A 17,558-nucleotide genomic window follows, 5' to 3' on the forward strand; every position below is an offset into this window, starting at 1 on the left:
GGCGTCCGGCCGATGTGCGGGCCGGCTGGCGGAGGCCGACCGCAGGCGGGCTACAGGTTGTTGATTCGTGCCAGCAGCTCTGCCTCGGTCAGGTTTTCCAGGACCGCGTCCTGCTTGCGGCCCAGGACCGCCAGCAGCTTCTCCTTCTCCAGCTTCCTGGCCGCCGCCGCCTTCGCCGCCTGGTCCTCCGCGAGGCGGACGGCGATGACGTGCTTGACGACCTCCAGCTTGGTTTCCAGGGTCGCCTTGGCCGGATTGGCCTCGGTGGCCACGAACGACTCGGTGTCGACGGCCTTGAGTTCGGCGTTGACCGCCTTGGCCACGTCATCGAGGCTGAAACCGGACTTGGCGGTCAGCGGAAGCTCCCACAACTGTTCCGTGGTCAGCAGTCCCTTGGCCGACGGATAGCGGAACTTCTCCCGCGTGGCCTTCTCAAAAATGGTCACGGTGGCCTCTCTCCCCGATGTCGGGGTGGGGAATCAGAACTGGATGCTGATGAGGCGGCGCCGGCCGCCGGTCATGGCCACCTTGGCGACCACGGAGTTGCGGACCGTGGAGCTGAAGCCGAGGCCGGAAAGCTGATCCGGAGACGGCTCGCACTTGGTGCGGTCGCCGAGAACCTCGAACACCTTGCGGTGCGGTTGCAGGTCGCCGCGGAGGAACTCGTTGTAGATTCCCCGCGTCGGCTGGTCGTTCACGCACCCCTTCAGGATGAAGAAGTAGTGCCGGTTGCCGACCTCGTTGTCGTCGAAGTAGTTCGGCGAGTACATGATGGTGGACACCGGCACGAACTGTTCGGTGGTGATGCCCCACAGCTCCTTGCCCGCGTTGCCCGCCTGCACGTCCTTACCCGGACGGAAAGCGGTGATCACACCGTCGGTAACCGTCATCCGGCCCACCTCGACGGTCTCCTTGTGGCCTACCGCGCGCTCGTGGCGGTAATGCTCGATCTTTCCGTTGCTCTCGGTCTCGATCACGAAGCCGACCTGGGTGCTGTCCCGCTTGCGGTACTGGTTCACCTCGATCCGGTACTCGCCGTCGGGGACACGGTCGGCCCAGGTGACGTTCTCCACCGGCTCGCGGGAGAGGGGCCCACTGGCATTCATGTCGACGTCCAGCTTGTTGCGCTTCTCCTGGTACCAGATGTGGTCGCCGTTGGGTTCGAACACGTGCAGGTCGAGGTCGTCGTGGTTGAACCAGGACAGGCTCACCCGCAGCTTGCCGGTGACGTTGCCGCCGGCCCGCTTGACCTTCTCCCGGATCGAGTCGGTGACGTTGCCGCCGTACGACCAGCCGAAATCGTTGTCCCACTTGAACAATCGCGGAGCAGCCGGGTGCCGGCCGGTCGTGAGGCTGACGAAGTGCGGCTCGTAGCTGTTGGCGACCCACAGGTCGATGGTGGTGGCGCCGGGCAGGATGTCCTTCATGAAGGAGACCACGGGAACCTCCTCCGGCTTCGCGTCGCGAAGGCGCGCACCTGCCGACTTCGTGGTGGCGGCCTGCATGAGAAGCCCTTCGATGCCGTCCTTCATCAGCGGCTGTGTGTCGTTGTCGACCCACAGCACGTTGGTGACCGACACGTCGGACAGCCGGGCGAACCGTCGCTGCAACGACTCCTCGATGCCCAGCTCGTCAATGGTCTTCATGGCAGCCTTGACCATGGCCGGGGTGATCAACGCGGTGGGGCGCTGGTAGTTCTGCGGTGCCACCTTCGTCTCGAACGACCGGACCGCCTGCTCCAGGTCGACGCCCGCGGAGAGATCCTGGACGAGGGTGCCGATCACCGTGTTGCGGAGGCGTGCCGCCGGGTTCATGGCGTTGGCGAAGACGAAGGCCCGTCCGTCGGTCGCCTCCGTCCACCGGTTCCGCAGCGACCGGAACTCGGTCACCGCCGGACGATGCTCCGCGCCGCGGTAGAGGGCGTTGTCGTCGATCAGGTCGACGACGGTGTCCAGAGCGTTCCGGGTCAGCTCGGCCAGGCCACGCTGGAAGACCTGCACCGCGGCGTCGAAGTTGCCCTGTGCCGCGCCGACGTCGTCGATGCGATGCCGCTTCTCCACCCGGCCGTGCAGGTGGTGCCACACCTCGACCTGACCGTCGCGCAGCGTCCGGGTGGTCTTCGTGCCGTACTGCGCCTGACTGGACCGGAAGATGGTGGACAACGGCAGCGAAAGAACGAACTCGTCCAGCGCGGCGGCGACGACGGAGAAGACCGGGTCGGATGCCGACACCCCGGACCAGACGGTACGGACCCGCCCGTCGTGTATCTCGACGACGTTGCCGAAGTGCTTGATGAAACCGCGGCAGGTCGAGCAGTCGTACTCGGATCGCTCACGGAACCGCAGGTTGGTGCCGGCGGGGAAGGACTCGAGGAACGTGAGCCAGAGCGAGTCCCGGTCGAGACCGTCGCCCACGAGGTACAACTCGCCCCTGGACATGGTGGACAGACGCGAGGTCACATCTGTCACGAACTGCTGGAAGTCGCCCACCGTCTCATCCCCTTTGATCGCCGGAGATCCTACGGAAGCGAACGTCATTCGGAGAACCGCGTTTCCGGCTTTCCGCACGTCGTGGACGCCCAGAACGTCGTCGGGTGTCGCTGGTGGAGCGCGGCCGCTGCCCGGTCAAGGCCGCACATCACGCGCGATTCTCCGGGCTCGGGAATGGTGGCGGTGAAGCGCGGGTACGGCGGTTTCGGCGCCGCCGTGCAGATGGTCGGTTCGCCCAGCCAGGGCAGCGCGGAACAGGCGTATCGGCGGACACTTGTGTCATGGACCTCACCCCCGATCTCGACACGCCCAGCCCTGCGCGGGTCTACGACTACTTCCTCGGCGGGTCGCACAACTTCGCCGCGGACCGCGCGCTGGCGGCCCGCATGGAGCAGGCCATGCCCGACATCGGGCACATCATGCGGGCCAACCGCGCGTTCCTGCGCCGCGCGGTCCGCGCGCTGGTCGACGCGGGCATCCGGCAGTTCCTCGACCTCGGCTCCGGCATCCCCACGGTCGGCAACGTGCACGAGGTCGCCGGCCAGGCCGCCCCGGACACCGTCGTCGCGTACGTCGACATCGACCCCGTGGCGTACAACCACAGCCGACGCCTCCTGGCCGACGACCCCCGGGCCGTGGTGCTGCACGCCGACCTCACCCGGCCCGACGCCGTCCTCGACGACCCGACACTGCACGACGTGCTCGACCTCGACCGGCCGGTCGCGGTACTGCTGGTCGGCGTGCTGCATCAGCTCGCCACCGACCCGGCGCCGATCATCGCCCGCTACCGCGACCGGCTCGCACCGGGCAGCTATCTCGCCCTGTCACACGCCTCCTCCGACGAACGTTCCGACGCGCTGGCGCTACGCGACACCTACAACCAGGGGTACGCCAACACCGCCCGGATGACCCTGCGCAGCCGGTCCGAGATCGAACGGCTCTTCACCGGCTACACCCTCATTCCGCCAGGGCTGGTGCAGCTGCCCGAGTGGCGGCCCGACTGGCCGGTCGACCCGGACGAGGACCCCCGCCGCTTCTCCACCTACTGCGGGGTGGGCCGGCTCGACTGACCAGCCGAACCGCCGGATCGTGACAGGCCAGCCTCAGCTCGTCGTGCGGGTGCGTCGCGCCGCGACGTAGCGGCGCATCTTCTCGGACGTTCCGCAGTCGTCCATGCTGCACCACCGGCGACTGCGGTTCTTGCTCTCGTCGTGGAAGAGAAAGCGACAGCCGCCGCATCCCTTGATCCGGTCCAGTGCGCCCGTGGTGAGGAGTTGGACCGCCGCGTGCACCACCGGCCGCAGCGGCCGGGCAAGGGTCAGGTCGTCCCGCCAGGTCCATCCGAACGTACGCCCTTGATCGAGTCGTGCGTGGCCGAGCGCGTCCGCTTCGTCGTCTCGCAGACGGGCCAGGACGGACCTGTCCGGGCTGCGATCGGCAGCGACTGCCCGGAACACGTCGTCGAGATCGTCGCGGATCCGCAGCGATCGGGCGAAGGCGGTCTGAGAGCCGGCCGGATCATCGTGTGACAGCCGGCGCAACGCCTCCGCCTCCGGCTCGCTGAGCGCACCCGCGTACACGCTCCAGGCAACCAGTTCGGGGTAGCCGGTCAGCACGTCGCCGTCCGGAGATCCGACGGGCGGACCGGTACGGGTGTTGACGAAATCCAGCGCGAGATTGCCGCCCACCAGGCGCACCCGCGTCACACCCTCGAGTGTTTCCATCGAAACTCACTTTACCAGTTGACCCGCATCGACGGGCACCGCTAGCGTGTTGCCACCATAAGCGGTTTTACTGGAAACAGGGGGTCTGATGAGACGCGGACGGGCACTGGGGGCGCTGATCGGCCTGTCCGGTGGGACGTTCCTCTACACCACCGCCGAGGCGCTGCCGATCGGGCTGCTGCTCCCGATGGCGGTGGACCTGGCCGTCTCGCCGCCGCAGGTGGGAATGCTCGTCACCGCGTACGGCGCAGTGGTGATGGTCGCCTCGGTCCCGTTGACGGCGCTGGTCCGCAGGGTCCCTCGCCGCCGGCTGCTGTCGGCGCTCCTGGCCGGCTTCGTCCTCAGCACCGCCGTCACGGCACTGACGAGCACCTTCGCGCTGCTCCTGTTCGCCAGGATGGTCACCGCAACGACCCATGCGCTGTTCTGGGCCGTGGTGGTGCCGGCTGCGGCTGAGCTGTTCCGGCCCGCACTACGCGGGCGGGTCGTCGCGGTCGTGTTCGCCGGCGGCACCGTCGCGTTGGCCCTGGGCGTACCCGCAGGCACCTGGCTGGGCGACCGCGCCGGGTGGCGCACCTCGTTCCTGGCGGTGGCCGGGCTCGGCGCGGTGGTGCTCGTCGTGGTGGCCACGCTGCTGCCCTCGACGCGGCCGGAAGACGGACACGCCGCCCGAGGTGCGACGCCCGACGCCCGACGCTTCTGGCTGCTGGTGGCGATTGCCGTCCTGGCGACCGCCGGCGCCATTGCCGCCTACACCTACGTCGCCCTCTTCGTCACCGAGGTCAGCGGATTCCCTGCGGCATCAGTCGGGGCCATCCTGTTCGTGCGTGGCATCGCCAGCGTGCTCGGCATTCTCGCCGTCGGCGCGCTGCTGGACCGCAGCCCGTGGCTCGCTCTCCGCACGACCGTCGCACTGCAATCGGCAGCACTGCTCGGCCTGTACACGTTCGGCCAACGGCCGTCGGTGTCCGTCGCCCTGATCGCACTGGCCGGACTGGCGTTCGCCGCGTTCACCGCGACGCTCGGCGGCCTCGTCCTGCAGGTGGCCCCCGGGCGCTCCGACCTCGCCGCCGCCACGGTCTCCGCCGCGGTCAACGTCGGCATCACCGCCGGCGCGTTCGTCGGCGGCCTGACCCTGCCCAGCCACGGTGTGCGCGCCACGGTGCTGATCGGCGCCCTGCTCGGCGTAGCCGCCCTGGTGCTGGCTCTCGGCGAACGAACCATCCGGCCCACGCTCCGCCTCAGCCTCGGTGCGGACTCTCGTCACGCAAGCGCCGGTGGGGGTACATCCAGTTCCTCGGCCAGCCGGCCCACCCGCGTCTAGGCCAGGGCTACCGGCGCCGCCGCCGGGGCGGGCCACGGCGGTCGACGCCGGAGCCGTCGGGGCTGAGCAACGGCATGTTCAGATGCATGACGCGTTCAGCATCATGATCAGGGCGTACGGACGGTCCCGCAGCACGTCCAGCCGCCGCTGCGAAGGCCGCGCCGTGTCCGTCGGCACCACCTCGGGTAGCCGGGCGCACCGCCCGCAGGCCCAGCGCGACCGGCTGCGCACCTGTCGCTGGCGCAGCTCGTTGACGCCGCGACGTGGTGCCGCCCCGGTCAGCTTGCCGGGATCGAGGCAGCCAGCAAGCTGGCGCCCAAGTCCCTCGCCACCCGATACCAGCAGCTCACGACAGAGATCACCGCGATCGAGCAGCACAACGCTCCTCGTCTCGTGGTACGTCGGTCGTGCGATCAGTCGACCCGCGGTCCGCCGGTACGTCCGCGTTTGAGCTCGAAGAAGCCGGGCGTGCCGGAGACCAGCAGTACCCCGTCCCACAGCCGGCCGGCCTCCTCGCCGCGCGGCACCGGGCTCACCACCGGGCCGAAGAACGCGTTGACCGTGCCGTCCGGCCCGGGCACGTGGATCGCCGGGGTGCCGAGGTCCTCCCCCACCGGGTCGAGCCCGTTGTGGTGGCTCGACCGGAGCGCGTCGTCGTGGTCGGTGGACTCGGCGGCCTCGGCGAAGGCGGGGTCGAGGTCCAGCTCGACCAGCGCGTCGCGGTACAGGTCGGGCCCGATCGGCGTCTTCTCATGGTGGATGCGGTTGCCGAACGCGGTGTACAGCTCCCGCAGCACCGGTATGCCGTGCTTCTGCTCGACGGCGGTCAGCACCCGGACCGGGCCGAGGGTGTTCGACAGCCACCGTTCGTACCACGGCTCCAGCCCGTCGCGGCCCTGGTTGAGCAGCCACAGACTCATCACGTGGAAGCGCACCTCCACGTCCCGGACCCGCTCGACCTCCAGCAGCCACCGGGAGGTGTTCCAGGCCCACGGGCACTTCGGATCGAACCACATGTCAACGACGGTCATCGGAGGGTCCTCCTTTCCCACAGTCATTCAAGGCCCGGGAATTGGTGCGAGGAAGCACCGATTCTGACCGTTCTGATTGGGCCAATGTTGGGGCACCGCCGTGGACATCCACGTCGGCCTCGCCGGCCCCGGCGACCGTGCGTCGGGGATCTACCGGCAGCTGCTGGACGCGATCCTGGACGGCCGGCTGCGTCCCGGCGAACGGCTGCCACCCACCCGCGAGCTGGCCCGCCGGCTCGACGTCGCCCGGAACACGGTCCTCGTCGCCTACGCGCGACTGACCGCCGAGGGCCTGGCGGTCGCCCGGGCCGGCGCGGCGACCTTCGTGACCGACGAGCCGGCCGCCCGTGCGGCCCGACCGGCACCGGCCGCCGGGGTACGCCCCCGGGCGCTGCTGCACACCGAGGCCATGTGGGCCGGCTGGTGCCGGGCGGGCCGGCCCCCGCCCCCTGGCTGTGGCTCCCCGTGAGCTTTATAGATCGTGTACCGACCGGACTTGCGGCAGCCCGTCCTCGGTCAGCACGATCGTCACCCGGGGGGTGTCCGGGAGGAGTGCGCCGGGGCCGTCCGGCACGTCCACACGCGGGCCGCTCGGCGGGCACACCTCGGATCGAGGTCGGGGTTGGTCATCGGCTCAGTATTCGTCGCCACCGCCGGGACCGCCCGCCGAGCACGACGACGGGCAACCCTCGCCGGCGCGACAGCCGGAGGAAGCGGCCCTCGATGCGCGGCGAGCGCGACGAGGGCCGCGGCCTGGCCGGGTGGCAGCGGACGGCGGGCGGTGGTCAGTCGGGCGGGGCCATCCGGCGACGTAGTTCCCGCTTGAGCACCTTGTGGCTCGGCCCGAGCGGCAGGTCGTCGACATACCGGACCTGCCGCGGGTACTTGTGCCGGCCCAGATGCTCCCGCGACCAGTCGATCATCTCCTGCTCGTCGGGCAGGCCCGGGCCGGCCGGGTCCGCCACCACCACCGCGCAGACCTCCTCGCCGTGACGCGGGTCGGGCACCCCGATCACCGCCACCTGGCCGACCGCCGGGTGCCCGGCAAGGACCTCCTCCACCTCGCGTGGGTAGACGTTGAAGCCACCCCGGATGATCATGTCCTTCTTCCGGTCGATGATGGTGATGAACCCGTCGGCGTCCTTGCGTCCCAGGTCACCGCTACGGAACCAGCCGTCCACCACCGCCTCCGCGGTCGCCTCGGGCCGCCCCAGGTAACCGGCGAAGACGTTGTGCCCCCGGATGACGATCTCGCCGAGCTCTCCGGTCGGCAACAGCTCGATCCGCTCGTCCACCTCCGCGCGGGCGATCTCCACCTCCACGCCCCACACCGGGTGCCCGATGGTCCCGGCGCGGGTGCCGAAGTGCGGCTGGTTGGTGGTGGCGGTGGGTGAGGTCTCGGAGAGCCCGTACCCTTCGAAGACCGTCGTCTGGAAGGCGGCGTGGAACCGTTCCAGCACGGCCACCGGCAGCGGACGCCCCGCCGGAGACGCAGAGCCGCAGCCGGGGCAGGTCGTCCCGGTCCCGGGCGGCATCGAGCAGCGCCACGTACATGGTGGGCACGCCGTGGAAGGCGTCCACCCCCTCACGCAGCATCAGGTCGATGGCGGCCGGCCCGGTGAACCGGCTCAGCAGCACCAGCGTCGCGCCGATCCGGAAGGTGCCGTTCATCGCCACCGTCTGGCCGAAGCTGTGGAACAGCGGCAGGCAGCCGAGCACTACGTCCGTCCTGCGCGCGTCGTTGGCGTCGAAGACGTTCACGGTGGCGTTCATGACCAGGTTGAGGTGGGTGAGCACGGCGCCCTTGGGCACCCCGGTGGTGCCGCTGGTGTAGAGCACCACCGCCGGGTCCTCCGCCGACCGGGTGACGTACGACGGCAGCGGTGGCAGCGGGTGGCTCAGCTCCTCCAGCCGGGGCGCGACCGCGCCGGCGGCCGCCGGCCCGACGGTCACCAGCGGCACGCCGGCCGCCGCCGCGGCGGCGGCGCCCAGGGCGAGCTGGGAGCTGTGGCACACCAGCAGCTTCGTGCCGCTGTCGGTCAGCACGTGCGCCGCTTCGTCCACGGTCAGCAGCAGGTGCACCGGGACGAGCACCGCGCCGGCGGCGAGGGCCCCGTAGTAGACCCGGGGGAAGTCCACCACGTTCGGGGCCAGCAGGGCCACCTTGTCGCCGGGGCCGACCCCCCGCTCGCGCAGCCCGGCGGCGTAGCTGCGCGCCTCCAGCCACAGCTCGGCGTACGTCACCCGGGTGTCGCCGTCGACCACGGCGACGGTGTCGGCGTGCCGGCGGGCGGACTCGGCCAGCACCATGGCCAGCGACAGCGCGGTCATCGGGCCACGCCCCGCACCAGGCGGCTGACCGTCTCGGCGACGCAGACCGGCTTGCCGCCGGCGTCGCTCTCCACCGTGACCGCGGTGACCACCTGCACGCCGCCGTCCACGGGTGACACCTCGGCCAGGGTCGCGGTGGCGCGGACCGCGCTGCCGACCCGGAGCGGGGCCGGGAAGCGCACCCGGTTGAGGCCGTAGTTGACCCCCATGGCCACCCCCTCGACCCGGTAAAGACCACCGGCCAGCGCCGGCAGCAGGGACAACGTGAGGTAGCCGTGCGCGATGGTGCCGCCGAACGGGCCGGCCGCGGCCCGTCGCGGGTCGATGTGGATCCACTGGCGGTCGTCGGTGGCGTCGGCGAACCGGTCGACCCGTTGCTGGTCGATCCGGAACCAGGGGCCGGGGCCCAGGGTCTCGCCGGTCGCCTCGGCCAACTCCTCGATGGACGCGAAGACCCTCATGCCAGGTGCCCTCCCAGCTTCGTGTAGCCGCGCAGCAGGTCGCGGGAGATGATCAGTCGCTGCATCTCGTCGGTGCCCTCGAAGATCCGGTAGAGCCGGACCTGCCGGTACCAGCGCTCGATCGGCAGCTCGCGGGTGTAGCCCATGCCGCCGTGGATCTGCAGGACGCGGTCGACCACCCGATTGACCATGCCCGCGCCGTAAAGCTTCGCCATCGAAGAGGCGTGCCGCGGGTCCATGCCCTGCTCGACGGTCCAGGCGGCGCGCAGGATGAGCCAGCGGGCCGCCTCCAGCTCGGTCTCCGAGTCGGCGATCATCCACTGGATGGCCTGGTTGGTGCCGATCTTCGCGCCGAAGGTCTCCCGGGTGTTGGCGTAGTCGATGGCCATCGACAACGCCCGCTCGGCGATGCCGACGGCGTGCGACGGGATGATGTAGCGACCCTTGCCGATCCACTCCATGCCGAGGCTGAAGCCCTGCCCGGGCTCGCCGAGGATGTTGCGCCCGGGCACCCGGACGTCGTCGAAGACCAGCGAGGCGGGGCCACCCTCGCCCATCGTCTGGATGAACTCCGAACGCCAGCCCATCGACCGGTCCACCAGGAACGCGGTGGCGCCGCCGCGGCGGGCGCCCTTCTCCCGGTCGGTCACCGCGATCACGATGGCGAAGTCGGCGTCGTGGCCGCCGGTGATGAAGGTCTTCTCGCCGTTGAGGATCCAGTCGTCGCCGTCGCGGCGGGCGCTGAGCTTGATGTTGGCCGCGTCGGAGCCGGCGCCGGGCTCGGTGATCGCGAAGCAGCTGCGCCGCTCCCCCTCGATGGTCGGAACCAGGTACTCGCGCTTCTGCTCGTCATTGGCGTGGAACAGGATGTTGTCCGCCTCGCCGCCGAACCGGAACGGCACGAACGAGCGGCCGAGTTCGGTCCAGATCAGGGACTGGGTGACGGCCGGCAGGTCCATGCCGCCGTACTCCTCCGGGGTGGCCAGCCCCCAGAACCCGAACTTGCGCGCCTTGAGCTGCAACTCGCGCAGCTCGCTGTGCTCCAGTCCGGGCCGGTGCGCCCGTTCCCGCCGCAGCAGCTCCTGCTCCAGCGGCATGACCTCCCTGGTGATGAAGTCGCGGGCGGTGTCGCGGATCGCCCGCTCGGTGTCGGAAAGCGCGAAGTCCATGTCCCCTCCGGGTGCTGGTCCGCCGGCGCGCCTCAGCGCGCGCCACCGTTGACGTACAGGGTCTGTCCGCTGACGTACGACGCGTCGTCGCTGGCCAGGAAGGCGATCACCGAAGCGATCTCGGTCGGCTGGGCGACCCGGCGCAGCGGGGTGTGCTCGGCGACCGTCCGCTGATGCTCCTCCGGGCTGCTGCCGACTCGCTGCGCGGTGGCGGCGGTCATCGCGGTGGCCACGTAGCCCGGGGCGACGGCGTTGACCGTGACGTTGTACGGGCCGAGTTCGATGGCGAGGGTGGCCGTCAGGCCCTGCACCCCCGCCTTGGCCGCCGCGTAGTTGACCTGGCCCCGGTTGCCGAGGGCGGAGCGGCTGCTGAGGTTGACTATCCGGCCGTAGCGGGCCGCGACCATGTGCTGTTGGGCGGCCTGGCAGCAGAGGAACATGCTGGTCAGGTTGGTGGTCAGCACCGCCTCCCAGTGTGGCAGGGGCATCTTGAACAGCAGGTCGTCGCGGGTGATGCCGGCGTTGTTCACCAGCACGTGCAACCCGCCGTACGCCTGCACCACCCGGTCGGTCATCGCGGCCACCGCCGCGGGGTCGGTCACGTCGCAGCCGATGCCGACGGCCCGGCCGCCGGCCGCGGTGATCTCGTCGGCGACCGCCCGGCTGCGCTCCTCGTCGAGGTCGACCACGGCGACGGCGGCGCCCTCGGCGGCCAGCCGGTGCGCGGTCGCCGCGCCGATGCCCTGCCCGGCGCCGGTGACGACGGCCACCCGGTCGGCGAATCTGGTCACGGTTCTCCCCTTTGCTAGAAGGCGTTGACGCCGGTGAGCGCGCGCCCGATGAGCAGCTGCTGGATCTGGCTGGTGCCCTCGTAGAGGGTGGCGACCCGGGCGTCGCGCAGGTACTTGCCGACCGGGTACTCGTCGATGTAGCCGTACCCGCCGAAGACCTGGACGGCGTTGTTGGCCGCCCGGACCGCTGCCTCGCTGGCGAAGAGCTTGGCCATCGAGGCCTCGGTGGCGAACGCCTCGCCCCGGTCCACGAGGTCGGCCACCCGCCACACCAGCAGCCGGGCGGCGGCGGTGTCCACGGCGATGGCGGCGAGCAACTGCTGCACCAGCTGGTGCCCGGCGATCGGCTTGCCGAACTGGGTGCGCTCCCCGGCGTAGCCGACCGCCGCGTCGAGGCAGCCCTGGGCGATGCCGACGCAGCCGGCGGCCACCGACATCCGGCCCTTGGCCAGGGTGGCCAGGGCCAGCCGGAACCCGCCGCCGGCCGGGCCGAGGCGCGCCGAGTCGGGCACCCGGACGGCGTCGAAGCGCAGCTCACCGGTTGCCTGCCCGCGCAGCCCGAGCTTGCCGTGGATCTCCCTCCGGGTGAGCCCGGCGACGTTGGTGGGCACCAGGAACGCGCTGATGCCACGGTGTCCGGGTCCGCCGGTGCGGGCGAAGAGCAGGACCACGTCGGCCACGGTGCCGTTGGTGATGAACGTCTTCGCGCCGGTGATCAGCCAGTCGCCGCCGTCGCGGGTCGCCCGGGTGGTCAGCGCGGCCGCGTCCGAGCCGCTGTCCGGTTCGGTCAGGGCGAAGCAGCCGAGCGCGGTGCCGGCGCAGAGCCGGGGCAGCCACTCGGCCCGCTGCGCGGCGGACCCGTGCGCGGCGATGGCCTTGGCGACCAGCCCGAGCGACACCGAGACGATGCCCCGGACGGCGGAGTCGCCCCGGCCGAGCTCCTCCAGCACCAGGCAGTAGGAGAGGTGGTCCCCGCCGGACCCGCCGTCTTCCTCGGGGATGGTCAGCCCGAGGAAGCCCAGGCGGCCGAGCTTGTCCACGATCTCCGGGTCGACCGACTCGCGCCGGTCCCAGGCCGCGGCGTGCGGGACCACCTCACGGTCGACGAACTCGGCGGCGAGCTGACGAACCGCCGCCTGCTCCGCGGAGAGCTGAAGGTCCATGCGGCATAAACTAGCGCTGCAAGTTTAAGTACGTCCAGACCCGGCTGTGGCAGAGTTGCCGCGGGCCGACGAGTGAGCGAGGGAGGCGCGGATGCCCCGGCCGAGGCAGGCGCTGCTCAGCCGGCAGCGGATCGTCGATGCCGCCGCCGCGCTGATCGACGCGGACGGGCTGGAGGCGTTCTCCACCCGCCGGCTCGCTGCCGAACTCGGCGTACGCGGGCCCTCGCTCTACAACCACTTCGCCACCAAGGACGACATTCTCGACGCGGTGGCCGACAGCGTCACCGCCCAGGTGGACGTCTCCTTCTTCGGGCACCTCGACTGGCGCGAGGCGCTGCGCCGGTGGGGGCACTCGTATCGGGCGGCACTGGCCGCGCACCCGAACATCGTGCCGTACCTGGCCCGCGGGCCGGGCCGGCGGCCGGCGGCGCTGGCGATGGCCGACGCGGTCTACGGCGGGCTCGTCGCTGCCGGCTGGCCGCCCGCGCGCGCGACGCGCATCGGCGCGCTGATGCGCTACTTCGTGGCGGGCTCCGCGCTCGGATCGTTCGCCCGTGGCTTCGTCGAGGACCCGGGGCTGTACGAGGAGCGGTATCCGCACCTGACCCAGGCGCACCGGCTCGCCGAGCATCAGCAACGGGTGGACGAGGGCGCCTTCGCGCTCGGCCTCGACGCGCTCATCCATGGGCTCGCCCGCACCTACGAGGAGCACGTCGGGCCGCTACCACCCCTCCCGCCAGCCGATCCGACGCTTCAGAGTAAGAACCTGCAGCGCTAGTGTTCGACCACCGCGAGGGGCGCGCGATGGATCTCGCACGAACCGACATCTATCTCGACGGAGCGTGGGGCGCCCCCTCCTGCGGGCAGACCATCGCGGTGCACAACCCGGCGACCGAGGAGGTGCTGGCGAGCGTGCCGGCCGGCACGGCGGCCGACGTCGACCGCGCCGTCACGGCCGCCCGCGCCGCCTCCCCGGGCTGGGCCGAACGATTCGCCAAGCGTTCCCGCACGTCACGCACGCCATCCCAAGATCAGGCCGTGTAGTCGACGGCATGCCGTCCACCATCCCGCACGACGTGTGGTCCCCACCCGGTCCCCGGGCGCTGACGCGCTTGGCGACCTCACGCCCACCGTACGAGTGCCACCTCTAGTCGTCAGTTTGGAGGGCTACCATGCCGGCATGCCAAGGCGTAGATGGATCGTGGCGCTGGCCGTGGTCGCCCTCATCGGAGTCGCTGTTGGGACAGTTGCCCTGGTCGCTCCCGCCGTCGCGGCGACTGCCTGTCCACAGTGCTATGGACTGTCCGGCGAGCTGAACCTGACGTCCGGCGGCGGAGCGGTCGACGCGAGCGGAATCACCCCGGCCACCATCACGGCCCGAACCGGCGGCGGCGCCATCCAGCTCACGTTCACCAAGCCGCCCGAGTCCGTCCGCGTGGACAGTAGCGGTGGTGACGCCACGCTCCGGCTACCCCGCGACCGCTACAGCATCGACGCGCAGGGTTCCGGCGGCACAACCACCGTCGAGATCCCCACCGACGCTGCCGCCGCGCACAGGATCGGTGTCCACTCCGGCGGCGGCGACATCCTCGTCACCGCACCCGAGTGAACACCGCCCGCAGCAGACGGTCCACAACGGCACGGAACGCTCACCGGATCAGACCGAGGTAGCGGACCTGGTCTGACGCTACCTGCCCGCAGGACCCGGGTGCGTGATCATGACCGGACCAGCCGCGCGCTCGAAGCCGCCATGGCCGCGTGCCCCAAGGCAGTGCGGGTCGAGGCGTCCCGGCCGGCGCACGAACAAACGCGGCCGTCGACGCGGCACCGCGTGTACGCGATCGACCGCGTCTGATGGGCGCGCACGCACCAGCGGACCAGCCGGTCGCGGTCGTCGTGGACGTTGTCGGTTCGCAACCATGCGGTGTCGCCAGGAGTACGCCCTCGCCAACCAAGTTCCGCACCCCCGCAACGTGTACCTACGCGAGGACGCCCTCACCGATCCGCTCGACACCTGGCTGGCCTCCGCCTTCGCACCCCACCGCATCGAACACACGATCACCGCGATGGCCGACGCCCAACCCCTCAGTCATCCGCCCACAACGGGCACCGCAAACCCAAGCGATCATCAACGAGTGCGACGCCAAACTGGAGCGCTACCGCGCCGCCCTCGACGCCGGCGCCGACCCAGCGGTGGTCACCGCCTGGATCGCGCAGACCCAAGCCGAACGCGCCCGCGCCGAAGCCGATCTAAGCACCATCGCGAGCACCACCCCACGCCGGATGAGCCGAGGAGAGATCAGGGCCCTCGTGACCGCGCTCGGCGACATCACCACCGTGCTCCGCGACGCCGGCCCAGCCGACAAAGCCGAGGTCTACCGACAACTCGGCCTCCGACTGAACTACCAGCCGGAAACGCAAACGGTGCGCGCTGAAGTGGATCTCAGCGCACACCGTGGGGTTTATCGTTTGTGCCCGAGGGGCTACACGACCCACTGTCCCACCGCCGATGACACTCAGGGCACTCTTAGGCTTGCGCAAGTCTAGCGGCGCTAAGCCGATCCGGTGCGGTGCAGCTGGACGGCGCCGGAGATCAGATCGCGCGGGGCGATCCGGTCGACGTCGAACTCGGTGCTGCCGGGGCAATGGTCGTAGACGACCGTTCCGGTGGTGGTTTCGAAGACGACAACGCAGTCAATGCGGCCCGACGAACAGGCGTCCCAGCCGTAGATCACCCACGTGTAGCCGGACCGGCCGTTGAGGGTTCCCGTACCACGGGAGGCGACCTTGCCGTCCTTGGTGAGCACGAGCCACTCCAGGGAGCTGGGTTCGAGCCGGAAGCTCGTCCCGTCCGTCCACGCCTTGCCCTGGCCGACCGGGGTGGTGGCACTGCTGGTCTGGTACTGCGCGGTGTTGTGCAGCCATGTCTGGCCGGCCGCGTTCGGCTCGCCGTGGATAGGTGATGGCGGGAGCAGTTCAGCCAACGATGCCGGCCGATGCAAGGTTGAGTAGGCATGCGGACACTCATGATCAGCCGGGGAGATCGCTACCCTCGTGGTCGACCGAGCGGGAAGGGGGTCAGCATGGCGGCGCTGGTCGAGCACACCGAGCTGTACTTCGATGTCGACTATCGACTGTTCGCGATGATTGACGACAGCAACGACCGGCGCAACGTGTCGCCCCCACCGCATGGGCTCGATCAATGGGTCAGCTCGACGCCGGGCTACGTGGTGGTCGAGAACATCGACGACGCCGTGGTGCTGGGCAGCGCCACCCGGCTGGAGACCTGGGACGGGTCGGCCGACTTCGATCCGGCCGGCTGGAACGCAGCCACGTCCTCGAGGTGGTCTTCGAGTCGGGCATCCTCGGGTTCTCCAGCGGCACGGCCGGCGGCATCGCCGACGCCTACCGCCTTCCGCCGGGCCGCCGATGAAGCGTACGGCTGACCTGGCGCACCGAGGCGCCACCCGCTCCGGACGAGCTGCCGACCGCGTCGGTCCTCATCCAGTTCAGCCCGGCCTGAGCCCGCCGGGCCGGAAGTTCGCAATCGGGCGTGGCCAGCGGGCGGTATAGCTCGCGAGCCCGTTTCAGCCACATCTGATCGATTGGGACGAAACTCTGGCGGGAATCTCCGGGACACGTCTCTCCTCAACGAGCGACGATCCTGACGAGTCAACCAAGTCGGCTCCACCCAGCCCGGGGAACATCAGAACTCGGGGCGGTTCAGTCAGGAGTGTCCTCGGCTCGGTGCCGTTGCGGACGATGCCCGACCCGGCGCCGTCGGTTTCGTGTTTGGCATAGCAGAGGTGATCGGTCATCTCCTCGTTCAACGCGGTCTCCAAGACCGTCTTGGTCAACTGCCTGACGGCACGGCTCGGCGTACCGCGGCGGGCCTCAAGGGATGGTCCGGGGCGGTCACGCCAGGGCGTAGCGGCGCACTCCATCGACGTCGGCAGCCTTCAGCCGTCCCTGCGCCACGAGCAGATCGAGGTGGGCGGCCGTCTCCGTGACGGCGAGCATCTGGTTGAACAGGTCCAGGTCGGCAAAGCGACGCTCACGCCTGGTCCAGGTCAGTCGACCCGCCGCCTCGTAAGCCGTCATCGCGTCACGCACGACTCCGCACGCCTGGTCGAGTCGCTTCGCGTGGTGGTGCAGAAGTTCGTCGACGCGCGCGTGGACACTCGGGCCGACCGGGCCGTGCGCCGGCAGCAGCCGCTGGTCGGGCAGAGACCGGACCAACCGCAACGAATCCAGGTAGTCCCCGAGTGGCAGCGCCGCGGCCGCCGCCTCGAAGCCGATGGACGGTGTGATGTGGGGAAGAACATGGTCGCCGGTGAACATCAGCTGCGCGTCACGGTCGACGAAGACGACGTGCCCGCGGGTGTGTCCAGGGGTCGCCACCACCCGCAGGGTCCTGGTCGGTAGGACGACGTCGGTCCCCCCGGCCAACCAGTCGTCCGGCGCCGCCCAGTCCGTCGGGTCATGCGGCGCCGACTCGGCCCGCGCGCGCAGCGCTTCGACGATCTCGCCCGCACCGCATCGCATCAGCGCCTGCCAGTGTTCGGACATCGGCCGGTGGCCCGGAGTCGACAGCTCGCGGATAGAGGGTTCCTCGCCCTCGCCGAGGCTCACTGTGGTGCCGAACTCGCGCCGTACGGCCACCGCCATCGCGTAGTGGTCGCGGTGCACGTGCGTCACGAGGAACCGACGTACATCTGCAAGGCCCGCGCCCAGGGCAGCCAGGGCGGCATCCAATGTCTGCCGGGCCGCCGTGATGGCCCAGCCCGAGTCGACCAGCACGAGGCCGTCGTCACCCGCCAGGGCGTACACGTTCACCGATCGCAGACCGTCCTGCGGTAACGGCAGCGGAATGCGATACACCCCGGCGGCCACCTCGAACACGCCCGGACGCGTCCAGTCCGCCGTCACATCATCGGGCTCGACCCGCATCTCTGCTGCTGCCGCCACCATCCGCCGTCCTCCGTCCACTGCATGACCGACACGACTGTGTCACTTGCGTTTGCGGATCTCCTCGGCGGCCTGCGGGACGACCTTGAACAGGTCGCCGACCACGC

General features: G+C 70.4%; 20 protein-coding genes and 2 pseudogenes. 7 read left to right on the top strand and 15 right to left on the bottom strand.

Annotated elements, in window-relative coordinates:
* Nucleotides 1-50 precede the first annotated feature (50 nt).
* Nucleotides 51-446: a hypothetical protein gene (locus OC439_RS22045; RefSeq protein WP_262015092.1), complete on the bottom strand. Its 396-nt coding sequence runs from the start codon at nucleotides 444-446 to the stop codon at nucleotides 51-53.
* Between the two features lie 33 nt (nucleotides 447-479).
* A complete protein-coding gene (locus OC439_RS22050; protein WP_262015093.1) occupies nucleotides 480-2,489 on the bottom strand; it encodes a hypothetical protein in 2,010 nt (669 codons plus the stop codon).
* Nucleotides 2,490-2,770: 281 nt separating this feature from the next.
* Between OC439_RS22050 and OC439_RS22055 the strand changes: the two genes are divergently transcribed.
* Nucleotides 2,771-3,559, top strand: a complete 789-nt coding sequence (locus tag OC439_RS22055; protein WP_262015094.1) for an SAM-dependent methyltransferase — start codon at nucleotides 2,771-2,773, stop codon at nucleotides 3,557-3,559.
* A 33-nt stretch (nucleotides 3,560-3,592) separates the two neighbouring features.
* Here the strand turns inward: OC439_RS22055 and OC439_RS22060 are convergent, their stop codons facing one another.
* The gene (locus tag OC439_RS22060; protein ID WP_262015095.1) at nucleotides 3,593-4,213 is read right to left on the bottom strand and encodes a CGNR zinc finger domain-containing protein; all 621 of its coding nucleotides are present in this window, start codon (nucleotides 4,211-4,213) and stop codon (nucleotides 3,593-3,595) included.
* A gap of 88 nt (nucleotides 4,214-4,301) precedes the next feature.
* Between OC439_RS22060 and OC439_RS22065 the strand changes: the two genes are divergently transcribed.
* Nucleotides 4,302-5,537, top strand: coding sequence for an MFS transporter (locus OC439_RS22065; RefSeq protein ID WP_262015096.1), 1,236 nt, complete (start codon nucleotides 4,302-4,304; stop codon nucleotides 5,535-5,537).
* A gap of 78 nt (nucleotides 5,538-5,615) precedes the next feature.
* Here OC439_RS22065 and OC439_RS22070 read toward each other — a convergent pair whose 3' ends face one another.
* Together OC439_RS22070 and OC439_RS22075 are read right to left on the bottom strand one after the other, a co-directional pair.
* Nucleotides 5,616-5,915 (bottom strand): hypothetical protein, encoded by a 300-nt coding sequence (locus OC439_RS22070; RefSeq protein ID WP_262015097.1) that lies wholly within the window; start codon nucleotides 5,913-5,915, stop codon nucleotides 5,616-5,618.
* A gap of 35 nt (nucleotides 5,916-5,950) precedes the next feature.
* Entirely contained in the window at nucleotides 5,951-6,568 is a 618-nt protein-coding gene (locus OC439_RS22075; RefSeq protein ID WP_262015098.1) for a disulfide bond formation protein DsbA, read from the bottom strand.
* Between the two features lie 100 nt (nucleotides 6,569-6,668).
* On the opposite strand from OC439_RS22075, the gene OC439_RS22080 reads away from it, so the two are divergent.
* Nucleotides 6,669-7,037, top strand: coding sequence for a winged helix-turn-helix domain-containing protein (locus OC439_RS22080; RefSeq protein WP_262015099.1), 369 nt, complete (start codon nucleotides 6,669-6,671; stop codon nucleotides 7,035-7,037).
* Between the two features lie 316 nt (nucleotides 7,038-7,353).
* Here OC439_RS22080 and OC439_RS30390 read toward each other — a convergent pair whose 3' ends face one another.
* The 7 genes and pseudogenes from OC439_RS30390 to OC439_RS22105 all read right to left on the bottom strand — a co-directional run bounded on the left by OC439_RS30390 (nucleotide 7,354) and on the right by OC439_RS22105 (nucleotide 12,483).
* A complete protein-coding gene (locus OC439_RS30390; protein WP_410054946.1) occupies nucleotides 7,354-7,749 on the bottom strand; it encodes an AMP-binding enzyme in 396 nt (131 codons plus the stop codon).
* A 90-nt stretch (nucleotides 7,750-7,839) separates the two neighbouring features.
* Nucleotides 7,840-8,103: pseudogene (locus OC439_RS30395) on the bottom strand (AMP-binding protein); the annotation flags it as partial.
* Nucleotides 8,099-8,899, bottom strand: a pseudogene (locus OC439_RS30320) (AMP-binding protein); the annotation flags it as partial. The pseudogenes OC439_RS30320 and OC439_RS30395, both read right to left, overlap by 5 nt.
* Nucleotides 8,896-9,360 carry a MaoC family dehydratase gene (locus OC439_RS22090; RefSeq protein ID WP_194799872.1) on the bottom strand — a complete coding sequence of 155 codons (465 nt, stop codon included), beginning with the start codon at nucleotides 9,358-9,360 and terminating at the stop codon, nucleotides 8,896-8,898. The gene OC439_RS22090 and the pseudogene OC439_RS30320, both read right to left, overlap by 4 nt.
* Nucleotides 9,357-10,529 (bottom strand): acyl-CoA dehydrogenase family protein, encoded by a 1,173-nt coding sequence (locus OC439_RS22095; RefSeq protein ID WP_262015100.1) that lies wholly within the window; start codon nucleotides 10,527-10,529, stop codon nucleotides 9,357-9,359. The genes OC439_RS22090 and OC439_RS22095 overlap by 4 nt, the downstream gene beginning before the upstream one ends.
* 32 nt (nucleotides 10,530-10,561) lie before the next feature.
* Nucleotides 10,562-11,320 (bottom strand): SDR family NAD(P)-dependent oxidoreductase, encoded by a 759-nt coding sequence (locus OC439_RS22100; RefSeq protein WP_116507002.1) that lies wholly within the window; start codon nucleotides 11,318-11,320, stop codon nucleotides 10,562-10,564.
* 14 nt (nucleotides 11,321-11,334) lie between these two features.
* Nucleotides 11,335-12,483, bottom strand: coding sequence for an acyl-CoA dehydrogenase family protein (locus OC439_RS22105; RefSeq protein ID WP_262015101.1), 1,149 nt, complete (start codon nucleotides 12,481-12,483; stop codon nucleotides 11,335-11,337).
* A gap of 91 nt (nucleotides 12,484-12,574) precedes the next feature.
* Between OC439_RS22105 and OC439_RS22110 the strand changes: the two genes are divergently transcribed.
* The 3 genes from OC439_RS22110 to OC439_RS22120 all read left to right on the top strand — a co-directional run bounded on the left by OC439_RS22110 (nucleotide 12,575) and on the right by OC439_RS22120 (nucleotide 14,092).
* A complete protein-coding gene (locus tag OC439_RS22110; protein WP_262015102.1) occupies nucleotides 12,575-13,261 on the top strand; it encodes a TetR/AcrR family transcriptional regulator in 687 nt (228 codons plus the stop codon).
* 26 nt (nucleotides 13,262-13,287) lie between these two features.
* Nucleotides 13,288-13,527 carry an aldehyde dehydrogenase family protein gene (locus OC439_RS22115; RefSeq protein ID WP_262015103.1) on the top strand — a complete coding sequence of 80 codons (240 nt, stop codon included), beginning with the start codon at nucleotides 13,288-13,290 and terminating at the stop codon, nucleotides 13,525-13,527.
* Between the two features lie 136 nt (nucleotides 13,528-13,663).
* Nucleotides 13,664-14,092: a DUF4097 domain-containing protein gene (locus OC439_RS22120; protein WP_262015104.1), complete on the top strand. Its 429-nt coding sequence runs from the start codon at nucleotides 13,664-13,666 to the stop codon at nucleotides 14,090-14,092.
* A 943-nt stretch (nucleotides 14,093-15,035) separates the two neighbouring features.
* On the opposite strand, the gene OC439_RS22125 is transcribed toward OC439_RS22120, so the two are convergent.
* On the bottom strand, nucleotides 15,036-15,467 hold the full coding sequence (locus OC439_RS22125; protein ID WP_262015105.1) for a hypothetical protein: 432 nt from the start codon (nucleotides 15,465-15,467) through the stop codon (nucleotides 15,036-15,038).
* A gap of 99 nt (nucleotides 15,468-15,566) precedes the next feature.
* Between OC439_RS22125 and OC439_RS22130 the strand changes: the two genes are divergently transcribed.
* Nucleotides 15,567-15,929, top strand: coding sequence for a hypothetical protein (locus tag OC439_RS22130; RefSeq protein ID WP_262015106.1), 363 nt, complete (start codon nucleotides 15,567-15,569; stop codon nucleotides 15,927-15,929).
* A gap of 141 nt (nucleotides 15,930-16,070) precedes the next feature.
* Here OC439_RS22130 and OC439_RS22135 read toward each other — a convergent pair whose 3' ends face one another.
* Both OC439_RS22135 and OC439_RS22140 read right to left on the bottom strand, forming a co-directional pair.
* Nucleotides 16,071-16,427 carry a transposase gene (locus OC439_RS22135; protein ID WP_262015107.1) on the bottom strand — a complete coding sequence of 119 codons (357 nt, stop codon included), beginning with the start codon at nucleotides 16,425-16,427 and terminating at the stop codon, nucleotides 16,071-16,073.
* Entirely contained in the window at nucleotides 16,399-17,454 is a 1,056-nt protein-coding gene (locus OC439_RS22140) for an MBL fold metallo-hydrolase (protein WP_262015108.1), read from the bottom strand. Before OC439_RS22140 ends, OC439_RS22135 begins: the two co-directional genes overlap by 29 nt.
* Between the last annotated feature and the right edge of the window lie 104 nt (nucleotides 17,455-17,558).

This window comes from Micromonospora sp. Mcm103, assembly GCF_024519755.1.
GTDB lineage: Bacteria > Actinomycetota > Actinomycetes > Mycobacteriales > Micromonosporaceae > Micromonospora > Micromonospora aurantiaca.